Source organism: Bradyrhizobium sp. BRP23, assembly GCF_020194135.1.
Classification (GTDB): domain Bacteria; phylum Pseudomonadota; class Alphaproteobacteria; order Rhizobiales; family Xanthobacteraceae; genus Bradyrhizobium; species Bradyrhizobium yuanmingense.
In genome coordinates, this window is the sequence record NZ_JADYVW010000001.1 from 567,340 (window position 1) to 585,196 (window position 17,857).

Consider the following 17,857-nt stretch of genomic DNA (forward strand, 5'->3'; position numbering starts at 1 on the left):
GGAATGCTTTAGCACGAACAGGATCGTAGGGTGGGTTAGCCGAAGGCGTAACCCGCCGCTCGGACAGAATTGGTGGGTTACGCCTAGCAGTTTGCGCTTCGCGCAATCCGCGGGGCTAACCCACCCCACGATCTGCGGCTACCCGCCCGCCCAGACGTCCAGCACATAGCGGTTGTTCGCGCCCATCTCCTCGATCCAGCGCGCGCCTGCCGCGGCATCACTGCCGCTCTTGTCGCGGTGGATCGCGACGAGCGTCGCCTTCACGTCGGGCTCCATCTTGCCGCCATCGCCGCACACATAGATGATCGCGCCCCGCTCGATCAGCGGCCAGACCTTGTCCTTCTGCGCCGCGATCACGTGCTGCACATAGGTCTTCGGCCCGTCCGCGCGCGAGAATGCCGTGAACAGCTCGGTGATGCCGCTCGCCGCCAGCGCCTTCAGCTCCTCCGCGTAAAGAAAATCCTGGTCGGGATGGCGGCAGCCGAAGAACAACATGGCCGGGCCGAGCGCGGCCCCTTTCGCCTTGCGCGCGGCGCGCTCCTGGAGGAAGCCGCGGAACGGCGCAAGTCCCGTGCCCGGACCGACCATGATAACAGGCACGGAAGGATCGTCCGGCAGGCAGAAGCCCGCCTTGGTCTCGCGCACGGTTGCGTAGATCGTATCGCCCGCCCGCCGATTGGCGAGATAGTTCGAGCAGATGCCCTTGTAGGTGCCGCGGCCGGAGGCAGCCGGACCTTCGACCACGCCGACCGTGACGCTGCAACGCGCCGGGTCGACCGACGGCGAGGAGGAGATCGAGTAATAGCGCGGCGCCAGCAGCGACAGCATTTCGAGATAGACGTGGAACGGTAGTTCGCAAGCCGGATATTCGAGCAGCAGGTCGAACACCGATTTGCGCTTGGCGAGGATCTCGGAGCGATAGCGCTCGAGCGGTTCCGCCTCCTCGCCGACGAAGGCCAATAGCTTCGGCTTGGTGACGAGGCAGCGGGTGTGCTCGGCCATGATCTGGATCTGCTTGCGCGTCGCGAGCTGCTGCAGCTCGACGAACTCGCTGAGCAGGCGGCCGACCGACACGGCCGCGCCGACCGGCAATTGCGCGCGCCGGCCTTCGGCCACCTGGAGCCTGATCTGATCGGCCGGCAAAAAGCCGAAGCGGCGGGCAACTGAATCAACCAGCGTAGGATCGTTGCGCGGAACGACGCTGAGGTGATCGCCGACGCGGTAGCTGAGGTTGGCCGGCAGCTGCACCTCGATGTGGCGCGTCGAGCGCTCGGAAGCATTCGCGCCGGACTTGTTCTGGAGCTCGTCATTGACCAGCACCTTCATCGCCACTGCGCCGCCCTGGGCGACGATGGTGTTGACGGCGGTCACCGCGACCGGCTCGATTGCATAGAGCGGATCGTCCTCGGCGGTGCGGGTGAAATTCCAGTCGATGCCGAACTCCTTGGTCGCGACTTGCGCGGCGGCGGGGAACCATTTCTGGAACTGGCTGTCGAGATCGCTGCGGGCATCGCCCTCGCCGCGCGGATAGACCGCGCGCGCACCATGCTTCGACAATTGCTCGTCGATGAAGCGCGGCACCGATTGATAGGTCGCGGCCCAGTCGCTGTTGCCGCAGCCGAACACGGCGTAGCGCACACCGGCAAAGGCATCCTTCGGCAGATCCTCGCCGAGCCATTTGACGAACTGCGTCGCATTGTCGGGCGGCGCGCCGTTATAGGAGGCGCAGATGATCAGCACGCCGCCCTCCTGCGGCAGCTTGCCGACATAGTCGTCGAGCGGGCCGAGATGCACGGCAAAACCGTTGATCTCGGCAAGATCGGCCATGCGCGTTGCGAGCTCCTCGGCGGTGCCGAGATTGGAGCCGTAGAGCACCAGCATCGGCGTGTTGTGGCCGGGCCGCGTGGTGGGCTGACGCTGCGCCTTTGGTGCCGAGGACGCAGCCGCAACTGGCCCGCCATAGGCGCCGCGCTCGCGGTCGGCACGCGGCCGCACCTTGATCTTGAAGCCTTCCGGCTTGATCGTCAGCGTCTCCTTCAGATGCATCTGGTAGCGCTGGTGGTCGATCAGCTTGAAGCGCTGCAGGATCATGCCGAGTGCGAGCGCTGCTTCATGCATGGCGAAGCCGCGGCCGATGCAGGCGCGCTGGCCGTTGCCGAACGGCTTCCAGGCATTGATCGGCCGTCTTGCCTCCGCCTCGCGGCTGAAATTCTCGGGGTCGAAGGCGTCGGGGTTGGGACCCCACACGCTGGGATCACGATGCAGCGCCGTCACCAGGATGGTGACGAACGTTCCCTTCCTGAGCTTGTACTGCCCGCCGCCGATGGTCTCGTCGTTCAGCGGCGAGATGCCGTAGGCCGGCGCCGGCGGCCACAGCCGCAGCGACTCCTTCAGGATCTGCGTGATGTAGGTGAGCTGCGTCACCTGCTGATAGGTCGGCTTGGCGTTGACGTCGGGGCCGAAGACGCGGTCGACCTCGTCATAGGCCTTCTTGAGAATCTCCGGGTGCTTGAGCAGCGCATAGAGCGTGTAGGACAACAGGCCGCTGGTGGTCTCGTGCCCTGCGATCAGGAAGGTGTTGATCTGGTAGCGGATATTGACGTCGTCGAGCTGCTCGCCGGTGGAACGGTCGACGCCGGTCATCATCGCGGCCAGCATGTCCTTCTTGTCGTCGATGCCTTCCGCGCTCTTGCGGCGTTCGGCGATGATCTCGTCGACCATCTTGTTCATGAAAGCGACGTCTTGGGCCAGCGTCTTCCGCCGCTTCTGCATCCAGAGCTGCTCGAACGGCAGGCCGCGCGTCATCATGATGGTTTCGAGCGATCGTACCAGTGACTCGACGAAAGGATGGTAGTCGCGCCGGTAGAACGAGTTGAAGCGGTACTCGAAGCCGCACAGGCCGATCGTATCCAGCGTCAGCGCGGTCATGTCGTGGACCACGTCGATCTCGTCGTCGGCGTTGAGCCGCTCCCATTTCTGGACGAGCTGCTCGGCGATGTCGACCATGCTCGGGTGATAGGACTGCATGGCGCGGTTGCCGAAAGGCTGCAGCAGGATGTTGTGCGCCTTGCTCCAGTTCGGCTCACGGGTGTCGGCGGTGAAGAGGCCGTCGCCGCCGACCGCACGCACGCGCCGCAGCGCGCCGCGCACCGTCTTGTCGAACCGCTTCTCGTCGGAGAGCTCGTCGACGAGATCGTGGCCGGAGACGACGACGATCGGCGAGCCCATCATGTCAAGCCAGAAGATCGGACCGAGCTCCTTGGCAAGCCGCGTCAGGTGCTGCACGGGAGCGGCCGCGTCCAGCGACAGCATATTGCCGACCACTGGCTTGGTCGGCGGCTGCGGAATCGGGTCCAGACGGTTCTTGGATGACATCGAAATGTAGTCCCCCTGCCTCAATGTCGTCGTTGCGAGCGAAGCGAAGCAATCCAGAAATGTATCCGTGGAGGCAGTCTGGATTGCTTCGTCGCCTCGCTCCTCGCAATGACGCGTTCCCAATGACGACCGCTAGCCAAACCGCCTTCTCCGCCACTCGATCAGCTTGGCGCTGACCTCCTCCGGCTTCTCCTGTTGCGTCCAATGGCCGCTGTCCTTCACCAGATACTTCTCGAGATCATCGATCAGTTTCTCCATGCCGTCGGCCGCCGAGGGCGGCAGCACGGCATCATTCTCCGCCATGATCATCAACGAGGGCACGTGGATGTGGTGGTCCAGCCCCTCGGCGCGCTCCCAGTTGCGGGTGAAGTTGCGGTACCAGTTGATGCCGCCGGTGAAGCCGGTCTTCGTGAAGGTGTCGACGAACACCTTCTTCTCATCAGCCGACAGGATCGGCGTGCGCGGATCGACCTTGGCGTCGTACGCCGCAATCATCTGCGGGAAAGCCAGGTTGGTCTTCGACGAGGCGCCGACACCCGCGATCGGCGGCTCGTCCGGTTTCGCTGCCGGCTTTGCCAGCGGCTTGCGCATGAAGGCGTCGAAGGTCTGCTCGACGCGGCTGCCGAAGATCTTGTCCGGCTCGCGCGCGGGATCCTGGAACTGGACGATGTACATCTGGTCGCCGTAACGCTGGCGGAACAGCGCGATCGGGTCGATCGGCATGCGGTCCCAATGCGGGGTGTTGACGCCGACGACTCCGGCGACGCGCGTGGGATGCCGCAGCGGCATCTGCCAGACGACGAAGCCGCCCCAGTCGTGGCCGACGAAGATCGCCTTGTCGATCCCGAGATGATCGAGCAGACCGACGAGATCGCCGGTCAGGTGCTCCATGTCATAGGCTTCGACCGGCTCGGGCCGGTCGGTCGCGCCGTAGCCACGCTGGTCGGGCGCGACTACGCGGATGCCGGCCTCGCTTAGTGCCTTGATCTGGTGACGCCAGGAGAATGCGAGCTCCGGCCAGCCGTGGCACAGCACGACCGGCGGTTTGTCATCGGACGGGCCCGCCTCGTAATAGCCCATGCGGATTCCGTTCGTCGTCGCGAACTTGAGCGGCGGCATTTCAATCATTGCAAAGTCCTTACTCGGCGGCGCCCTTGATATCAGCGGCCGGCGGCGTGTACGCCGCCTCCAGCGCGGCGAATTCCTCAGGCAGCATGTCGCACATCACCTGCACATGCGGAATGATGTTGGCACCGACGATAAAGCCGAAATCGAGCTGGTCGCGATAGCTCTGCACGGTGATGTTGAGTGCCTGCCCGTGGGTCGAGATAGACACCGGGAAGATGTGCAAGAGCTCGGCACCGGCGGCATAGAGCGTCTGCCGCGGCCCGGGCACGTTGGACACGGTGATGTTGGCCGCGGGCGGCAGCACGTCGGAGAGGTTCGAGCGGCTGTAGAGCAGCGCCAGAATCTGCACCATGATCGGCGCGCCCAGCATCGAGATGTTGGAGACCTGCGGCATCAAAGCCCGCAAAGGATGCGACATCTCCTTGGACTTGGTTGATTGCGCGATGATCGCTTCCAGCCGCGCCTTGGGATCCTCGATGTTGGTGGCGATCGAGCAGATCATGCCGAACACCTGGTTGTTGGCCTCGGTGTTGCCCTCCTCCCGCAGCGAGATCGGCACCGCTGCGGTCAGGGATTTCGCCGGCAGCGTGCCGTATCGCAGGAGATAGCGGCGGACGACGCCGGAGGCGAGCGCCAGCACCACGTCGTTGAGCTTGCCGCCGGCCTGCTTGGCCAGCGCCTTCGCCCGCGACAGCGGGATCGATACGCCGGCAAAGCTCCGCTCCGAGGAGATCGTCTTGTTGAGCATGGTCGGCGGCGACACCATGCTGGCAAGGCTCTCGCGCGACTTCGGATCGGCGATCTTGCCGAGCACGTCGGAGACGCTCTTGAGCACGGTCGGGATGTTGCCGGCGAAGCGCACCGCGCTCTCGATCTGGTACATAGCGTTGTCGAACAGGATCGAGCCGATATCGCTCTTGCCGGTGCGGGGCAGCTGCAGGTTCTTCGCCGCTTGCGAAGCCTCCAGCGGCTGGCTGAACAGCTGCTGATAGGAGTCGAGCAGGTTGGCGGCGATGTCGCGCGGCTCCTGCCCGGGCTTGCTGCCCGCGGTCGGCGGATCGACCTTCCGCGGGATCGGCGAGATGTCGTAGATCATGTTGGTCAGCGCCGCACCGGCGCCGCCATCGATCGCGGCATGGTGCATCTTGGAATAGAGCCCGACCTCGTTGTCCTTCATGCCCTCGAACACGTAGAACTCCCAGAGCGGACGGGCGCGGTTGAGCAGCTTGGCATGCATCCAGCCGACGATGCGCTCGAGCGTGGCGCGGTCGCGCGGCTGCGGCAGGCTTGCCCGGAAGATGTGGCGGTCGATGTCGAACTGGTCGTCCTCGACCCAGGAGGGATGATCGATGTCGAGCGGCGCCTTCTCCAGCCGCGCCTTGAGAATCGGCGCGATGTGCAGGCGCGAGACGATCATCGCCTTGAACTCTTCGAAGAAATCGCCCTTGTAGTCGTCAGGCAGGCGGAAGATCGCCATGCTGCCGACATGCATCGGCATCTCCGGTGTTTCCAGATAGAGAAACGACGCGTCAAGCGACGACAGCTTCTTACCGTCAGCCATGGTTCCCTCCCGAGTATTCGACGGGCGCCTTGGCGGCGCTTCTCGTCAGGCCGATACTGCCCGGTCCGGCGGGGCATATGCAATGGCAAACGGCCCCGCCCGGTCAAATGGCCGGAAGTCTCCCTCCGGTTGCGCCAGGCGATCCGCCACGGCCCACAGCACCGCCGGGTTCACGCCAAGCCCAATATGGCTCGCCAGGTGCACCTCGATGTTCTCGGCACGGTCGGAGGGGCGCAGCAGACAGGTCCGCCAGTTCACGACGCCGTCGGCGCGCGAATAGATCGACGTTGCCGGCACCGGCAGATCGCCGGCAATCGCCTCGCGTGCTTCCGCATAGTCCTCCACCTTCTCGCCGGATAACGTCTCATAGAGCCGCGTCGCGTGGGTCGCCCGCACATCGTTGGCGAAAGGGCTGCCGAGTGTGACGACGTAGCGGACCTTGTCCGGCGCCCAAAGCGCGAGATCGCGGGCATAGACGCCGCCGAGACTCCAACCGACCAGGCTGACCTTGCGTCCCGTGGCGGCATGGATTTCGGCCAAGCGCATGCGCAGCGAATCCCGCATTCGCCCGAGCCCGCCGAGATTGCGGCCCATCCGCCAGGCATGCGCCGCATAACCGAGCTCGCTGAGATAGCGCCGTATCGGCACCATGGAGAGGTCGCTGGCGAGAAAGCCCGGCAGCGCCAGCACCGGATGGCCATCGCCCCGCGGCGCCCGCATCAGGAGCGGCGACAGCAAGAGGCTCGCATTCAACTCGAATAGCCCACGGGCCTCGGCGAGCAGCAGGCCGAGACCCGGCGGACGAAGCCGGCCTTCTTGCAGCGCCCCGTCCGGCTCGGGCGACACTATTTTTTCTTGTCGCCGCTGCGGGTGCCGCCGAGGCCGGCCATCGCGACGAACATGTCCTGAAACCGCTCGGCGATCTTGGGATCGAAGGTGAACCAGCTCTGGATCAGCGATTCCGGCGAGATCTTCTCAATATTGCTGAGCACCTGCTGCTGCAGCTTGTCCATGACGGCGGTCTGCATCGGCGCCACGTCAGGCAGACCGAAGAACTGACGGGCTTCGAGGGGGGTACAGTCGATTTCGATGTTAACCTTCATGTCCCCTCCGGATGAGATTCGAGCGGCCTGTCGGAGTATCACCGCGAGAAGGTCTGCAAGGCAAGCGACCTGAGGGGAAGCCGCTAGGACCAGCTTCCCCAATCGACGGGTATGGTCAATCAAATTGTCGGCCCGCGCCCCCGCGCAGAAGCTCGCCGGCCTGCCGGGGATTGCCGGGCAGCATTGCTGCACAGCGGCGCAACTTGGCGCGTTCCTTGCTGGAATGACGCTTGCACGGGTCGAGAACTCTGGGCAACATGGATCAGTCAGCCTCGCCGAACAATCAAAAATCACCGGCGCGGCAGTGTGGAGAGGGTCAAGAATGTCAGTCGGTCAAAGTCTGTTTGCGGCGACACTCGCCGGTACGCTCGCGTTGGCGGTCTCGCCAGCATCGAGCCAGACGCTACGTTATGCCAACCAGGGTGACCTGAAGTCGCTCGATCCCTATACCCTGAACGAGAGCACCACCCACGCTCATCTCGGCCACGTCTATCAGGGCCTCACGGCGCGCGACAAGGACCTCAAGATCATTCCGGCGCTGGCGGAAAGCTGGGAAACCCCAGAGCCGACGCGCTGGCGCTTCCATTTGCGCAAGGGCGTGAAATTCCACAACGGCAACCCCTTCACCGCCGACGACGTGGTGTTCTCGGCCGATCGCGTCCGCAAGAAGGGGTCGAACATGCAGACTCGCCTTGCGCCGGACGTCAAGGTGGTCAAGGTCGATGACTATACCGTCGACTTCGTCCTGCCCTCGCCAAATCCCATTCTGCATAACGCGTGGGATGTCTGGTACATCATGAACAAGAAATGGGCCGAGGAGAACAACGTCGTCGATCCGACGCCGGTGGCGGCGACCACGCCGAGCTATGCCTCACTGAACGAGAACGGCACCGGTCCCTTCATCATTGAAAGCCATCAGCCCGGCGTGAAGACGGTGTTCAAGGCCAATCCCAATTATTGGGGCAAGGTCGAGGGCAATCTCAAGGAGATCATCTTCACCCCGATCGCTTCCGACGCCACCCGCGTCGCCGCCCTGCTCTCGGGCGAAGTCGACGTCATCGAGCCGGTTCCGATCCAGGACATCTCCCGCGTCGATTCCAGCCCGAACGCCCAGGTGCTGAAGGGACCGGAGCTGCGTACCATCTTCCTCGGCTTTGACCAGATGCGTGACGAGCTGCTCTACTCCAACATCAAGGGCAAGAACCCGTTCAAGGACGTCCGCGTCCGCGAGGCCTTCTACAAGGCGATCGATATCGAGCTGATCAAGACGCGCGTGATGCGCGGGCTGTCGACGCCGTCGGCGCTGATGATCGCACCGGAACTGTTCGTGCTGTCCAAGGAGTTCACGCGGCCGAAATTCGATCCCGACGGCGCCAAGAAGCTCCTGACCGAAGCCGGTTACCCCGACGGCTTCGAGGTCACCATGGACTGCCCGAACGATCGCTACGTCAACGACGCCGCGATCTGCCAGGCCGTGGTCGGCATGCTCGCCCGCATCGGCGTCAAGATCAATCTCCTGGCGCAACCGAAGGCGCAGTACTTCGCCAAGGTGCTGAAGCAGGGCGGCTACCAGACCTCGTTCTACCTGCTGGGCTGGACTCCGAGCACGATGGATTCCCACAACGTGCTCTACGACATCATGGGCTGCCGCGACGATGCGAAATCCTCGCGCGGCGAGGCCAATCTCGGCGGCTATTGCAACAAGGAGTTCGACGCCATCACCGACAAGGTGCTGGTCGAAGCCGACACCACCAAGCGCAACCAGTTGATCAAGCAGGCCTACGAAATCGGCATGAAGGACTGGTCCTACATCCCGCTGCACCAGCAGGCGCTGGCCTGGGGCGTTTCGAAGAAGGTGAACCTGCCGCAGCGCGCCGACAATCTCGTCATGTTCCACTGGGCAACCAAGAAGGAATAGGATCGGTTGAACACGAGGTCCCGGCGGCATCCGCCTTCCGGGACCTTTTCTTTTCCGGCCGCCAAGGACGTCGGCCGTACGCTCACCCAAGGACAGTGGAAGGCATGCTCGCTTTCACGCTTCGCCGCGCCGTTCAGGCCATCGGCGTCATGTTCGCCGTCGGCATCATCGCGTTCTCGATGTTCCGCTTCGCCGGCGACCCCGTCAACCAGATCGTCTCGATCGACACCTCGGCCGCCGAACGCGCGATCGTGCGCAAGTCGCTCGGCCTCGATGACCCCGTGCCGGTGCAGTTCGTGCGCTATTTCGCCGATGCGGCGCAGTTCAAGTTCGGCGTCTCCTACCAGTTCCGCCAGCCGGTCGCGACGCTGTTGATGGAGCGCATGCCCGCGACGCTGGAACTTGCGATCTGTGCGACCGTGTTTGCAATGGTGTTCGGCATCCTGATGGGCGTCTATTCGGCGCTCAAGCGCGATACCGTGCTGGCCAAACTATTCCAGGCGGTCTCGCTGATCGGCATCTCGCTGCCGACCTTCCTGATCGGCATTCTCCTGATCTACCTGTTCGCAGTGACATTGGGCTGGTTGCCCTCGTTCGGCCGCGGTGAGGTGGTCAAGCTCGGCTGGTGGACGACGGGCCTGCTCACGGTGTCGGGACTGAAGGCACTGATCATGCCTTCGATCACGCTCGGCCTGTTCCAGATGACCCTGATCATGCGGCTGGTGCGCGCGGAGATGCTGGAAGTGTTGCGGACCGACTATATCCGCTTCGCCCGCGCGAGGGGGCTGACCACGCGTGCGATCCATTTCGGCCACGCGCTGAAGAACACGCTGATTCCGGTGATCACCGTGGCCGGGCTTCAGTTTGGCTCGGTTATTGCATTTTCGATCATCACCGAAACCGTGTTCCAATGGCCGGGCATGGGGCTTCTGTTCGTCCAGGCCGTGCAAAACGTCGACATTCCGATCATGGCCGCCTACCTGCTGATGGTTTCACTGATCTTCGTCACCATCAATCTGGTGGTCGACATTCTCTACACGGTGGTCGATCCGCGCCTGCGCTCGACCGTCGGTCGCGCCGCATAGGGCAGCCTGCAATGTCCGACGCAGTCGTCTCCAATTCCGACAAGCAGAGCGCGCAGCCGGTGCAGGCCGCCCATGGCTGGTTCAGCCGCACGCTCGACAGCGACTTGTTCTATTCGTTCCGCCGCTCCAAGCTCACCATGGTGGCTGCGGCTATCACGGTCCTGTTCTTCCTGCTTGCGATCTTTGCATCCGTGCTCGCGGTGCAGAACCCGTTCGATCCGGCACAGCTGCAATTGATCAATTCGCGGATTTCACCGCTGTGGACTGCGGACGGCCAGAGCCCGTTCCTGCTTGGCACCGACGAGCAGGGCCGCGACGTGTTCTCCGCGATTCTCTATGGCATGCGCATCTCGCTCGCCGTGGGTGTCGCCGGCGTGATCTTCGCCGGCGCGCTCGGCATCGCCCTCGGCCTGATCGCCGGCTATTTCGGCGGCGCAGTGGACGGCGTGATCATGCGGATCGCCGACGTGCAGCTGACATTCCCTGCAATCCTGATCGCGCTGCTGGTCAACGGCATCGCGAAATCAATCCTCGGCAACCGGCTGGACGCCACCAGCATGCTGGTGGTGCTGGTGATCTCGATCGGCCTGAGCTTCTGGGTCGGCTATGCCCGGACGGTGCGCAGCTCCGTGATGGTCGAGAAGAACAAGGACTACGTCGCCGCCGCACAGCTGATCGGCCTGCCGGCGCCGAAGATCATGCTGCGGCACGTGCTGCCGAACACGATGGGCCCGATTCTGGTCATCGCCACCATCAACCTTGCGCTCGCCATCATCACCGAGGCGACGCTGTCCTTCCTCGGCGTCGGCCTGCCCGATACCATGCCCTCGCTCGGCACGCTGATCCGCATCGGCAACAATTATCTGTTCGCCGGCGAATGGTGGATCGTCGCCTTCCCGGGGCTCGCGCTCGCAACGCTGATCCTATCGATCAATCTGCTCGGCGACTGGCTGCGCGACGCGCTCAATCCGAAGCTTCGATGAATACGCCTCGTCCATGACCGAACCCGTCCTTTCCGTGCGCGATCTTCACGTGGAGTTTGCCTCCCGCCGCGGCACGCTGCGCGCCATCGACGGCGTCTCCTTCGACATTGCCAAGGGCGAGGTGCTCGGCGTCGTCGGCGAGTCCGGAGCCGGCAAGTCCGTCACCGGCCTCGCGGTGATCGGCCTGATCGATCCGCCCGGCCGCATTGCCGGCGGCGAGATTCATCTCGCGGGCCTGCGCATCGACAATCTGCCGCCGGAGGAGATGCGCCGTATCAGGGGCAAGCGCATCGGCATGATCTTCCAGGATCCGCTGACATCGCTCAATCCGCTGTACAAGGTCGGCGACCAGATCGTGGAGACGATCCGCACCCACCTCAATCTGTCCGAGTCGGCCGCCCGCCGCCGCGCCATCGACCTCCTGGCCGAAGTCGGCATTCCCGCGCCGGAAAAGCGTATCGACGGCTATCCCCACGAGTTTTCCGGTGGCATGCGCCAGCGCGTCGTGATCGCGCTCGCGATCTGTGCCGAGCCCGAGCTGATCATCGCGGACGAGCCGACCACCGCGCTCGATGTCTCCGTGCAGGCCCAGATCATCTCGCTGATCAAGCGGCTCGGACGCGACCACGGCACCGCGGTGATGCTGGTGACGCACGACATGGGCGTGATCGCCGAAACCTCCGACCGCGTCGCGGTGATGTATGCCGGCCGCGTCGCCGAGATCGGCCCGGTGCAGGACCTCGTGAAGAATCCGCTGCATCCTTATGCCAAGGGCCTGATGGGCGCGATCCCGACGCTTGCGGGCGAGGACAAGCGCCTGGTGCAGATCCCGGGCTCGATGCCGCGCCTGTCGGCGATCCCGCGCGGCTGCTCGTTCAATCCGCGCTGCGCCTTCGCCTTCGATCGTTGCCGTGTCGATCGGCCGGAGCCGCTGCCGCGCGGCGCGCAATCGGTGGCCTGCCACCTCTATGACGACGTGCCGGCGGAGAGCGTGGCATGAGTGCTCCCTTCGTCCAGGCCACAAACCTGCGCCGCGTCTTCGACGTCTCGAAACCCTGGCTCAACCGCGTGCTTGAAGGCGGACATCTCGAATATCTCAAGGCAGTCGATCACGTTACCTTCGACATCAGGAAGGGCGAGACGTTTGCCCTGGTCGGCGAGTCCGGCTCCGGCAAGACCACGGTGGCACGCATGGTCGTCGGCCTGCTGCCGCCAAGCGCCGGCGACGTGCTGATCGACGGCGTCTCCATGACCGACCCGCGGCAGGCGCCAGCGCGGCGGAAGCTGCGCCGGCGCATCCAGATGATCTTCCAGGATCCCTATGCGAGCCTGAACCCGCGCTTCCGGGTCGATGCCATCATCTCCGAGCCGATCCGTGCCTTCGACCTGATCCAGGGCGAGCGCGACATCCAGGCTCGCGTCGGCGAGCTGCTCAGCCTCGTCGGCCTGCATCCGGACGACCGGCTGAAATATCCGCACGAATTCTCCGGCGGCCAACGCCAACGCATCGCGATCGCGCGCGCGCTCGCGTCCGACGCCGAATTCATCGTCTGCGACGAGCCGACCTCGGCGCTCGACGTCTCCGTGCAGGCGCAGATCCTGAACCTGATGCGCGACCTCCAGGACAAGTTCGGCCTGACCTACATGTTCATCAGCCACAACCTCGCCGTGGTGCGCCACATGGCGAGCCGCGTCGGCGTGATGTATCTCGGCCGTATCGTCGAGATTGCGGACGGACGCGAGCTGTTCGCCAATCCGCGCATGCCTTACACCAAGATGCTGCTGGGCGCCGTGCCTGATCTTGCCATGAGCGGCCGCCAGCGCATTCCGGTCAAGGGCGAGATTCCGAACCCGATCAATCCGCCCTCCGGCTGCGCCTTCAATCCGCGCTGTCCGCTGGCGTTCGATCTCTGCCGCAAGGAAACCCCGGAACTAATCGACGGCGTCGCCTGCCATGCGGTCAACACCGCGCCGGTCCCGGCGTGACGCGCGCGTGCCATGCAGCCTGCGCATTTGGAAGCGGGGTGGCCCTGTGATCAATTGCGCGCGCCGGAAATAAGGTGGTGAAGTCCCATGGGCAGTAATATCAATCCCGATCCGTTCACGACGAGGCCCGAGATCGAGGGCACGTTCGGGGTCGTCGCCTCGACGCACTGGATTGCGACTGCCGTGGGCATGGCCATCCTGGAAAAGGGCGGCAATGCCTTCGATGCCGGCGTTGCCACCGCCTTCACGCTCCAGGTGGTCGAGCCGCATCTGAACGGTCCCGGCGGCGACGTGCCCATCATCGTGCATGACGTCAAGCGCGGCCGCACCGAGGTAATCTGCGGCCAGGGCCCGGCGCCGGCGCGGGCCACCATCGCGCATTACAGAAGCGAAGGCCTCGACATGGTGCCGGGCACGGGTCTGCTCGCCGCCTGCGTTCCCGGCACCTTCGAATCCTGGATGATGCTGCTGCGCGACTACGGAACGATGCGCGTGCGCGACGTGCTGGAGCCGGCGATCTCCTACGCCCGCGACGGCTATCCGCTGGTCGAGCGCGCCTGCGCCACGATCCAGACCGTCGAGCAGCTGTTCCGCAAGCACTGGCCGACGTCCGCCGCGGTCTACCTCCCGAACAGTGAAGTGCCGAAGCCAGGCACGCTGTTCACCAACAAGACACTGGCTGCGACCTACGCCCGGATCCTGAGCGAGGCGGAAAGCGGCGGCGGTGGCCGCGATGCGGAGATCGAGCGCGCGCGCAAAGCCTGGTCGCAAGGCTTCGTCGCGGAAGCCGTCGACAAGTTCTGCCGAACCCAGGAGGTGATGGACGTCAGCGGCTCGCCACATCGCGGCGTGCTCTCCGCCGACGACATGGCGCGCTGGCAGCCGACAGTCGAGGCGCCACTCACCTACGACTATGGCCGCTACACCGTCTGCAAGGCCGGCGTCTGGAGTCAGGGTCCGGTCACCTTGCAGCAGCTCGCGCTGCTGAAGGGCTTTGCACTCGACGGACTCGATCCGACCGGGCCGGAGTTCATCCATCTCCAGATCGAATGCGCCAAGCTCGCCTTCGCCGACCGTGAAAAATTTTACGGCGATCCCAAGTTCAACGAGATCCCGATCGCAACGCTGCTGTCGGATACCTACAACGACGAGCGCCGCAAGCTCGTCACCGACAAGGCTTCGCTCGATTTCATTCCGGGCTCGGTTGAGGGCTTCGGCGGTGTCGTCAAGCTGCGCCGCGCGGAGGGCCAGCGCGAGGCGGTCGGCGCGCTCGGCGCCGGCGAGCCGACCGTGGGCCGCTTCGGCGAGGTGCGCGGCGACACCGTGCATTTCGACATCATCGATAGGGACGGCAATATGGTGTCGTCGACGCCGTCGGGCGGCTGGCTGCAATCCTCGCCGATCATTCCCGAGCTCGGCTTTTGCCTCGGCAGCCGCGCTCAGATGTTCTGGCTGGAGGAAGGCCATCCCGCCGCGCTCGCGCCGGGGAAGCGGCCGCGCACCACCCTCTCTCCGACCATGGCGCTACGCGATGGCGAGCCTTACCTCGCCTGGGGATCGCCCGGCGGCGATCAGCAGGACCAGTGGATCACGCAATTCTTCTTGCGCCATGTCCATTGCAACCTCAATCTCCAGGAAGCCATCGACGCGCCGGCCTGGCATTCCGAGCATTTCCCGATCTCGTTCTGGCCGCGCACCGCGCGTCCCGGCGTGCTCGTGGTCGAGAACCGCGTGCCGAAGGCGACCATCGAGAACCTGCGCGAGCGCGGGCATATCGTCGAGATCGGTCCCGACTGGTCCGAAGGCCGCCTCACGGCCGCCTCACGCGTCGGTCGCCGCCGCCGTGCCGCGGCCAATCCGCGCGGCATGCAGGGCTACGCGGCGGGGCGCTGAAGGCAGCACATGACCTGGTCGATCATCGCGCGCGATCCTGCTACCGGCCAGTTCGGCATCGCGGTCGCGACCCGCTTCTTCGCAGTCGGTGCGCGCGTGCCCTACATCGCCGCCGGCCTTGGCGCCATCGCAACGCAGGCCTTCGTCAATCCCTATTACGGCATCGACGGCGTCAAGCTGTTGCGCGAGGGCCTCAATGCGCACGACGTGCTCGCCGCGCTGCTGGCAACTGATGACGGCCGCGAGAGCCGACAGGTCCACGTCATGGATGCCAGCGGCGCCATCGCCGCGCATACCGGGCGCGACTGTGTCGATTGGTGCGGCCACGTCGCGGGCAGCGGCTTCTCGATCGCCGGCAACATGCTCACCGAGGCCGACGTGCTCGACGAGACGGCGAAGACCTATATCGCCAGCGACAGCCTGCCCTTCCCGCGCCGCCTGCTCGCGGCCATGCGCGCCGGCGAAGCCGCCGGCGGCGACAAGCGCGGCAAGCAATCGGCCGCGCTCGTGATCCACGGCGAGGAGGAATGGCCGGCCCTCGACATTCGCGCCGACGACCATTCCGATCCGCTCGGTGAGCTCGAACGGCTCGAGCGCGTCAGCCACGAGCTCTGGGTGCATTTCCGCGCCTCCATGCCGACGCGGCAGAACCCGGCCGGCAACACCGATCGCAGCGTCATCGACGCCAGCATCGAAGCGGCGCGCGCGAGACGATCATGAGCGCCAGCCCCCTCATCGAGATCAAGGATCTGCGTATCCGCTTTCATGGCGACGACGGCCGTATCACCCACGCGGTCGACAGCGTCGATCTCAGCGTCGCCAATGGCGCGACGCTCGGTCTCGTCGGGGAATCCGGCTGCGGCAAGAGCGTGACGTCGCTGGCGATCATGGGCCTGCTGCCGAAGCAGAGCGCGGAAATAAGTGGCGCGATCCGCTTCGACGGCTTCGACCTGCTGACGACGCCGGACCAGACCCTGCGCGATCTGCGCGGCAATCGGTTGGCGATGATCTTCCAGGAGCCGATGACCTCGCTCAATCCGAGCTTTACGATCGGCGACCAGATCATCGAGACGATCCTGCGTCACCGGGGCGGCTCGCGGAGGAGCGCGCGCGACCGCGCGATCGAGCTGCTGCGCCGCGTCCATATCCCTTCGCCCGAGCGTCGCATCGACGACTACCCACACAAGCTCTCCGGCGGCATGCGCCAGCGCGTGATGATCGCGATGGCACTCGCCTGCGACCCGCGGCTGCTGATCGCGGACGAGCCGACCACCGCGCTCGACGTCACCCTGCAGGCCCAGATCCTGGAGCTGATGCGCGAGCTGAAGGCCGCGAGCGGCGCCGCGATCATCTTGATCACCCACGATCTCGGCGTCGTCGCCGAGGTCTGCGACGAGGTCGCGGTGATGTACGCCGGCGAGATCGTCGAGCGGGCGCCGGTCGACGAGTTGTTCTCCGCGCCGCAGCATCCCTACACGGTCGGCCTGCTCGGCTCTATCCCGCGGCTCGACCACCGCGCCGAGCAGCTTGCGACGATCGAAGGCATGGTGCCGAACATGGCGCAGCCGCCCGGCGGTTGCCGCTTCGCCGCGCGTTGCCCCTTCGTGCTCGACGCCTGCACCAGGGTGCCGCCGCCGCTGGTCGAAGTCAGCGTCGGCCACCTCTCGCGCTGCATCCGCGCCCCGCTCGAATTGCTGGTGTCGTGATGGCGCTGCTCGAGGTTGAAGGCCTGGTCAAGCATTTTGTCGCCCAGCGCTCGCTGCTCGGCCGCGCGCTGGCGCACGTCAAGGCGGTCGATGGCGTGTCCTTCTCGCTGGAGGCCGGCAAGACGCTGGCCTTGGTCGGCGAATCCGGTTGCGGCAAGTCCACCGTCAGCCGCCTGGTGCTGCGGCTGATCGAGCCGGACGCTGGTATGATCCGCTTCGACGGCCGCAACCTGCTCGCGCTCGACGCCGGGACCTTGCGCGCCTTCCGCCGCGAGGCGCAAATCATCTTCCAGGATCCCTACGCCTCGCTCAATCCGCGCATGACGGTCGGCCAGATTCTGACCGAGCCGCTGGCGTTGCACGATCTGGTGCCGCCGGTGCGGCGGGCCGAGCGCGTTGCCGAACTGCTGCGGCTGGTCGGGCTGGAGCCGCGCCTCGCCCGCCGCTATCCGCATGAATTCTCCGGCGGCCAGCGCCAACGCATCGCGATCGCCCGCGCGCTCGCGGTCGAGCCGAAGCTCATCATCTGCGACGAGCCGGTCTCGGCGCTCGACGTCTCGATCCGCTCCCAGATCCTGAACCTGCTGCGCGAGCTCCAGGACCGGCTCGGCCTCGCCTACATCTTCGTCTCGCACGACCTCGCCGTGGTCAAGCACATCGCCGACCACGTCGCGGTGATGAATCTCGGCCAGATCGTCGAGACGGCGGAAGCCGACGCGCTGTTCGCCGCGCCGCGCCACCCCTACAGCCGCGCACTGCTGTCGGCGATCCCGCTGCCACAGCCGAAGGCGAAACGGACGACGGTGCTGCTGGAGGGCGAAATCCCGAGCGCCCTCAATCCGCCCGCCGGCTGCCGCTTTCACACCCGCTGCCCGTTCGTGATCGAGCGCTGCCGCAATGAGGCGCCTGCGCTTCTGGCCGACCACACGGGCCATGCCACCGCCTGTCACCGCACCGCGGAGCTGCCGTCTGCCGACGCCATTCTGCCCGCGGCCGGTGGGTTTTCGCCGGTGCTTGCAAAACTGGTCGCGGCCTTCAGCCAAAAGACGGAAGGCAGCAGCCCCGCCGGGGTTGGTATACAGTACGCCGCGTCCGCAACGAAATAGCCGAAGCAATGGG

General features: G+C 65.2%; 14 protein-coding genes. 9 read left to right on the forward strand and 5 right to left on the reverse strand.

Annotated elements, in window-relative coordinates; translation table 11 throughout:
• Positions 1–138 precede the first annotated feature (138 nt).
• The 5 genes from I6F24_RS02600 to I6F24_RS02620 all read right to left on the reverse strand — a co-directional run bounded on the left by I6F24_RS02600 (position 139) and on the right by I6F24_RS02620 (position 7,167).
• Positions 139–3,375, reverse strand: a complete 3,237-nt coding sequence (locus tag I6F24_RS02600; RefSeq protein WP_225149923.1) for a cytochrome P450 — start codon at positions 3,373–3,375, stop codon at positions 139–141.
• A gap of 132 nt (positions 3,376–3,507) precedes the next feature.
• Complete coding sequence (locus tag I6F24_RS02605; RefSeq protein ID WP_036004787.1) at positions 3,508–4,503, reverse strand: alpha/beta hydrolase; 996 nt, start codon at positions 4,501–4,503, stop codon at positions 3,508–3,510.
• A gap of 10 nt (positions 4,504–4,513) precedes the next feature.
• Positions 4,514–6,064 carry a wax ester/triacylglycerol synthase family O-acyltransferase gene (locus I6F24_RS02610; RefSeq protein WP_036025769.1) on the reverse strand — a complete coding sequence of 517 codons (1,551 nt, stop codon included), beginning with the start codon at positions 6,062–6,064 and terminating at the stop codon, positions 4,514–4,516.
• A gap of 45 nt (positions 6,065–6,109) precedes the next feature.
• Positions 6,110–6,910, reverse strand: coding sequence for an alpha/beta hydrolase (locus tag I6F24_RS02615; protein WP_036025771.1), 801 nt, complete (start codon positions 6,908–6,910; stop codon positions 6,110–6,112).
• Complete coding sequence (locus I6F24_RS02620; RefSeq protein ID WP_036025773.1) at positions 6,910–7,167, reverse strand: DUF6489 family protein; 258 nt, start codon at positions 7,165–7,167, stop codon at positions 6,910–6,912. The genes I6F24_RS02615 and I6F24_RS02620 overlap by 1 nt, the downstream gene beginning before the upstream one ends.
• A gap of 322 nt (positions 7,168–7,489) precedes the next feature.
• On the opposite strand from I6F24_RS02620, the gene I6F24_RS02625 reads away from it, so the two are divergent.
• The 9 genes from I6F24_RS02625 to I6F24_RS02665 all read left to right on the forward strand — a co-directional run bounded on the left by I6F24_RS02625 (position 7,490) and on the right by I6F24_RS02665 (position 17,844).
• Positions 7,490–9,085, forward strand: a complete 1,596-nt coding sequence (locus tag I6F24_RS02625) for an ABC transporter substrate-binding protein (protein ID WP_036025774.1) — start codon at positions 7,490–7,492, stop codon at positions 9,083–9,085.
• Positions 9,086–9,189: 104 nt separating this feature from the next.
• Positions 9,190–10,170, forward strand: coding sequence for an ABC transporter permease (locus I6F24_RS02630; RefSeq protein ID WP_036025775.1), 981 nt, complete (start codon positions 9,190–9,192; stop codon positions 10,168–10,170).
• An 11-nt stretch (positions 10,171–10,181) separates the two neighbouring features.
• On the forward strand, positions 10,182–11,153 hold the full coding sequence (locus I6F24_RS02635) for an ABC transporter permease (protein WP_036025778.1): 972 nt from the start codon (positions 10,182–10,184) through the stop codon (positions 11,151–11,153).
• 13 nt (positions 11,154–11,166) lie between these two features.
• On the forward strand, positions 11,167–12,153 hold the full coding sequence (locus tag I6F24_RS02640) for an ABC transporter ATP-binding protein (protein WP_036025779.1): 987 nt from the start codon (positions 11,167–11,169) through the stop codon (positions 12,151–12,153).
• Positions 12,150–13,139, forward strand: coding sequence for an oligopeptide/dipeptide ABC transporter ATP-binding protein (locus I6F24_RS02645; protein ID WP_036025780.1), 990 nt, complete (start codon positions 12,150–12,152; stop codon positions 13,137–13,139). Before I6F24_RS02640 ends, I6F24_RS02645 begins: the two co-directional genes overlap by 4 nt.
• An 87-nt stretch (positions 13,140–13,226) precedes the next feature.
• Complete coding sequence (locus tag I6F24_RS02650; protein ID WP_036025783.1) at positions 13,227–15,032, forward strand: gamma-glutamyltransferase family protein; 1,806 nt, start codon at positions 13,227–13,229, stop codon at positions 15,030–15,032.
• Positions 15,033–15,041: 9 nt separating this feature from the next.
• Entirely contained in the window at positions 15,042–15,752 is a 711-nt protein-coding gene (locus tag I6F24_RS02655; RefSeq protein WP_036025784.1) for a DUF1028 domain-containing protein, read from the forward strand.
• Positions 15,749–16,738, forward strand: coding sequence for an ABC transporter ATP-binding protein (locus I6F24_RS02660; protein WP_036025786.1), 990 nt, complete (start codon positions 15,749–15,751; stop codon positions 16,736–16,738). The genes I6F24_RS02655 and I6F24_RS02660 overlap by 4 nt, the downstream gene beginning before the upstream one ends.
• Positions 16,738–17,844 carry a dipeptide ABC transporter ATP-binding protein gene (locus tag I6F24_RS02665; protein WP_036025789.1) on the forward strand — a complete coding sequence of 369 codons (1,107 nt, stop codon included), beginning with the start codon at positions 16,738–16,740 and terminating at the stop codon, positions 17,842–17,844. Before I6F24_RS02660 ends, I6F24_RS02665 begins: the two co-directional genes overlap by 1 nt.
• Positions 17,845–17,857: the final 13 nt, after the last annotated feature.

What these genes read in the sequence shown, in the direction of transcription:
- I6F24_RS02600 (WP_225149923.1), bottom strand. Translation starts at nt 3,375, where the DNA reads ATGTCATCCAAGAACCGTCTGGACCCGATTCCGCAGCCGCCGACCAAG.
- I6F24_RS02605 (WP_036004787.1), bottom strand. Translation starts at nt 4,503, where the DNA reads ATGATTGAAATGCCGCCGCTCAAGTTCGCGACGACGAACGGAATCCGC.
- I6F24_RS02610 (WP_036025769.1), bottom strand. Translation starts at nt 6,064, where the DNA reads ATGGCTGACGGTAAGAAGCTGTCGTCGCTTGACGCGTCGTTTCTCTAT.
- I6F24_RS02620 (WP_036025773.1), bottom strand. Translation starts at nt 7,167, where the DNA reads ATGAAGGTTAACATCGAAATCGACTGTACCCCCCTCGAAGCCCGTCAG.
- I6F24_RS02625 (WP_036025774.1), top strand. Translation starts at nt 7,490, where the DNA reads ATGTCAGTCGGTCAAAGTCTGTTTGCGGCGACACTCGCCGGTACGCTC.
- I6F24_RS02630 (WP_036025775.1), top strand. Translation starts at nt 9,190, where the DNA reads ATGCTCGCTTTCACGCTTCGCCGCGCCGTTCAGGCCATCGGCGTCATG.
- I6F24_RS02635 (WP_036025778.1), top strand. Translation starts at nt 10,182, where the DNA reads ATGTCCGACGCAGTCGTCTCCAATTCCGACAAGCAGAGCGCGCAGCCG.
- I6F24_RS02640 (WP_036025779.1), top strand. Translation starts at nt 11,167, where the DNA reads ATGACCGAACCCGTCCTTTCCGTGCGCGATCTTCACGTGGAGTTTGCC.
- I6F24_RS02645 (WP_036025780.1), top strand. Translation starts at nt 12,150, where the DNA reads ATGAGTGCTCCCTTCGTCCAGGCCACAAACCTGCGCCGCGTCTTCGAC.
- I6F24_RS02650 (WP_036025783.1), top strand. Translation starts at nt 13,227, where the DNA reads ATGGGCAGTAATATCAATCCCGATCCGTTCACGACGAGGCCCGAGATC.
- I6F24_RS02655 (WP_036025784.1), top strand. Translation starts at nt 15,042, where the DNA reads ATGACCTGGTCGATCATCGCGCGCGATCCTGCTACCGGCCAGTTCGGC.
- I6F24_RS02660 (WP_036025786.1), top strand. Translation starts at nt 15,749, where the DNA reads ATGAGCGCCAGCCCCCTCATCGAGATCAAGGATCTGCGTATCCGCTTT.
- I6F24_RS02665 (WP_036025789.1), top strand. Translation starts at nt 16,738, where the DNA reads ATGGCGCTGCTCGAGGTTGAAGGCCTGGTCAAGCATTTTGTCGCCCAG.